Here is a 4,107-nt window from a genome sequence, read left to right as displayed (position 1 = left end):
CGACAGCTGCGAGGAGCCGAAGAATTCACGCACCGCAGCCGCAGCCGGTTTCGCGTTGATCAGATCCTGCGGCATGACCGTGTCGATCTCGACCGAGGACATACGCTCCTTGATGGCGCGCTCCATGCGCAGCAGGCCGACGCGATACTGGTTTTCCATCAGTTCGCCGACCGAACGCACACGGCGGTTGCCGAGGTGGTCGATGTCGTCGATCTCGCCCTTGCCGTCGCGCAGTTCCACCAGGCCCTTGATGCAGGCGATGATGTCTTCGCGGCGCAGCGTGCGCTGGGTGTCCGGCGCATCGAGGTCGAGACGCATGTTCATCTTCACGCGGCCCACGGCCGAGAGGTCGTAGCGCTCGGAGTCGAAGAACAGGCTGTTGAACAGGGTGTCCGCGGCCTCGACGGTCGGCGGCTCGCCCGGGCGCATGACGCGATAGATATCCATGAGCGCGGTTTCGCGGTTCATGTTCTTGTCCGACGCCATGGTGTTGCGGATGTAGGGACCGACATTGACGTTATCGATGTCGAGCACCGGGATCTCGGTGATGCCGTTGTCGATCAGGGTCTTGATCGAACCGCCCGAGAGCTCGCCGTTCTTGTCGTATTCCGCCGTCAGCTCGTCGCCCGCTTCGATGTAGATGAAGCCGGTCTCGTCGTTGACGATATCCTTGGCGCAGAAGCGGCCCATGATGTGGTCGAACGGCACGAGCAGCTCGGGAACCGAGTTGTCGTCACGCCATTTCTTGACCATGCGCGGGGTCGCTTTCTCGCCCGCTTTCAGGATCACTTCGCCCGATGCCGCATCGACGAGGTCGAAGGTCGGACGGGTGCCGCGCACGCGGTCGGGGAAGAACTTGGTGACCCAGCCCGACTTGCCCTTCGCGGTGTAGGTGACGGTGTCGTAATAGGCATCCATGATGCCTTCCTGATCGAGACCCAGCGCGTAGAGCAGCGTGGTCACCGGCAGTTTCCGACGACGGTCGATACGCGCGAAGACGAGGTCTTTGGCGTCGAATTCGAAGTCCAGCCACGAGCCGCGATAGGGAATGATGCGGCAGGCGAAGAGCAGCTTGCCCGAGGAGTGCGTCTTGCCGCGGTCATGGTCGAAGAACACGCCCGGCGAGCGGTGCATCTGGCTCACGATGACCCGCTCGGTGCCGTTCACGATGAACGTACCGTTCTTGGTCATGAGGGGCATATCCCCCATGAACACGTCTTGTTCCTTGATGTCCTTGACCGAACGCGCGCCGGTTTCCTCGTCCACATCGAACACGATGAGGCGCAGGGTCACCTTCAGCGGCGCCGAATAGGTCATGTCGCGAGCCTGGCACTCGTCGACATCGTATTTCGGTTTTTCGAGCTCGTATTTCACGAACTCCAGAATGGCGTTGTCGTTGAAATCCTTGATCGGGAAGACCGACTGGAAGACGCCCTGGATACCCTCGCCATCAGTGGGCTGATCGACTTCGCCGGAGCGCAGGAACAGATCGTAGGAGGATTTCTGAACCTCGATGAGGTTCGGCATCTCGAGGACTTCGTGGATTTTGCCGTAATAGCGACGGATGCGTTTCTGACCAACGTAAGCTTGAGCCATGCTCTGCGTGACCTTTCGTCTCTTCGCGGCACATGCAATGTCGGGGCCCATTGCACGCCGCAAGGCGAATGAAGGGGGGGCGGTTCCATACCTGCCTTTCGTCCCACCGAAAGGCTCCCGAACCGCGAACACCGCCTTGGAGAAAGCTTCAAACGGGCAAAGCCCTCTCCGAGACAGGTTCGGCTGGGCTCGGGAAAACCCCGGACCCAGCCCTTTTTTCAGATCGGATGCAGTCGCATCCGGCTCGCTTACTTGAGCTCGATTTTCGCGCCAGCGTCTTCGAGCTTTTTCTTGATCTCTTCGGCTTCCGCTTTCGCAGCGCCTTCCTTGACCTTGCCGCCAGCTTCAACGAGCTCTTTGGCTTCTTTCAGGCCCAGGCCGGTGATGCCGCGGACTTCTTTGATCACGTTGATCTTCTGAGCGCCAGCTTCGACGAGAACGACGTCAAATTCGTCTTTCTCTTCAGCAGCTTCTTCGCCACCAGCAGCCGGACCGGCCATCATGACAGCGCCACCAGCGGCGGGCTCGATGCCGTATTCGTCTTTCAGGATGGTTTTCAGTTCCTGGGCTTCCAGGAGGGTCAGACCCACGATTTCTTCGGCGAGTTTTTTCAGATCAGCCATTTTTCAGTTCCTAGATTTGGGTTTCCAACGTCGCGGTTTCAAGCCGCTACGGGACAAGTCGATTGCTTACGCAGCCTTTTCCTCGATGGTCGAAAGGATGCTCGCGATGTTCGAAGCAGGCGCGCCAACGGCACCGGCGATGTTCGAAGCGGGTGCGCCGATCTGCGACACGATCTGAGCGATGAGCTCTTCACGCGACGGCATGTCAGCGACAGCTTTGACACCAGCGATGTCGAGTGCCGAGTCTCCCATTGCGCCGCCGAGGATCGAGAGTTTCTCGTTCTCTTTGGCATATTTGACGACCACTTTCGCCGCAGCGACAGGATCCTCAGAATAGGAAAGCACGGTCATGCCCGTCAGGTATTCAGCGATGCTTTCGCAGGGCTGACCTTCAAGGGCGATCTTGGCGAGCTTGTTCTTGGCAACACGAACCGAACCACCCGCTTCACGCATGCGTGCGCGGAGGTCCTGCATGTTAGCAACCGTCATGCCTTCGTAGTGAGCAACCACTACGACGCCAGAGCTTGCGAAGATCTGGCCGAGTTCCTCGACCACTTTCTCTTTTTGGGCTCTATCCACAGTTACACTCCAAGTATGGGGGTTTCCCCCCGGCTCTCATTGTCCCGGTTTCCCGGGGTCGGGTCCGAAGGGCCCGAGGCCAGATCGCCCGAGATCGGCCCGAAGGCCCAAACCCGGAATTGGTCTCGATCCCCATCTCAGGAAGGAAATTAAGCCGTCACCTTTGCGGGATCAGGCACCCTCCGTCTCGGACAGGTCAGGGCGGAGGCGTCAGGCCGCCGCCCTACCACCCACCGAGGTTTCCCCCGGTGGAATTCTCTTAGTTGCCGGTCGCCGACGTAATGTCGACGGCGACGCCCGGGCCCATCGTCGAGCTCAGGGACACCTTCTTCATGTAGGTGCCTTTCGCGCCGGCGGGCTTGGCTTTGGTCACGGCATCCACGAAGGCGCGGATGTTTTCGGCCAGCTGCTCCTCGGAGAAGGAGACCTTGCCGATGCCGCCATGAATGACGCCGGCCTTCTCGACCTTGAACTGAACCTGGCCACCTTTCGCCGCTTCGACAGCCGCTTTCACGTCCATCGTCACGGTGCCGACTTTCGGGTTCGGCATCAGGTTGCGCGGGCCCAGGACCTTACCCAGACGGCCGACGATCGGCATCATGTCCGGGGTCGCGATGCAGCGATCGAATTCGATCGTGCCGCCCTGAATGGTTTCCATCAGGTCCTCGGCGCCGACGATATCGGCCCCGGCTTCCTTGGCTTCGTCCGCTTTCGCGCCACGAGCGAAGACAGCCACGCGGACGGTCTTGCCGGTGCCGTTCGGCAGAGCGACGACGCCACGAACCATCTGGTCGGCGTGACGGGGGTCGACACCGAGGTTCATTGCGATTTCGAGGGTCTCGTCGAATTTCGCGTTCGCGTTCGACTTGATCAGCGAAACGGCTTCCTCGACGGAGACGTTGGACTTGCCGGCGAAGGCTTCGCGGGCGGCTTTGGTGCGTTTACCGAGCTTTGCCATGACTTAGCCTTTCACCTCGATACCGATCGACTTCGCGGAGCCGAGGATGATGTTCATCGCGCCTTCGATGTCGTTGGCGTTCAGGTCCTTCATCTTCGCTTCGGCGATCTCACGCACCTGAGCGGCGGTGATGGTCGCGGCGACGACGCGGCCCGGAGCTTCCGAACCCTTCGGACGGTTACGCTTGCCGACCGGCTTGAGACCGGCTGCCTGCTTGATCATGAAGCTAGCCGTGGGCTGCTTGATCTCGAAGGTGAACGACTTGTCGGCGTAGTAGGTGATGATCGTCGGGATCTTCGCCTGCTTGTCCATTTCCTGCGTCTTGGCGTTGAACGCCTTGCAGAATTCCAT

4 protein-coding genes and 1 pseudogene are annotated in these 4,107 nt (G+C 60.2%); all 5 read right to left on the bottom strand.

The features are described from left to right. A pseudogene (locus B3D39_RS19280) lies at nucleotides 1-1,596 on the bottom strand (DNA-directed RNA polymerase subunit beta); the annotation flags it as partial. 248 nt (nucleotides 1,597-1,844) lie between these two features. After that, the gene (gene rplL / locus B3D39_RS19275; protein WP_078521318.1) at nucleotides 1,845-2,219 is read right to left on the bottom strand and encodes a 50S ribosomal protein L7/L12; all 375 of its coding nucleotides are present in this window, start codon (nucleotides 2,217-2,219) and stop codon (nucleotides 1,845-1,847) included. Between the two features lie 66 nt (nucleotides 2,220-2,285). Continuing rightward, nucleotides 2,286-2,798: a 50S ribosomal protein L10 gene (rplJ, locus tag B3D39_RS19270; protein WP_078521320.1), complete on the bottom strand. Its 513-nt coding sequence runs from the start codon at nucleotides 2,796-2,798 to the stop codon at nucleotides 2,286-2,288. A 259-nt stretch (nucleotides 2,799-3,057) separates the two neighbouring features. After that, a complete protein-coding gene (gene rplA, locus B3D39_RS19265) occupies nucleotides 3,058-3,756 on the bottom strand; it encodes a 50S ribosomal protein L1 (RefSeq protein ID WP_075773827.1) in 699 nt (232 codons plus the stop codon). A 3-nt stretch (nucleotides 3,757-3,759) separates the two neighbouring features. Then, nucleotides 3,760-4,107: 50S ribosomal protein L11 (gene rplK / locus B3D39_RS19260; RefSeq protein ID WP_286789974.1), on the bottom strand; the 348-nt coding region annotated here is incomplete at its 5' end.

The sequence above is a fragment of the Thioclava sp. UBA3469 genome (genome assembly GCF_002378135.1).
GTDB classification, from domain to species: domain Bacteria; phylum Pseudomonadota; class Alphaproteobacteria; order Rhodobacterales; family Rhodobacteraceae; genus Thioclava; species Thioclava sediminum.
This window is presented reverse-complemented; position numbering and strand designations above follow the sequence as displayed.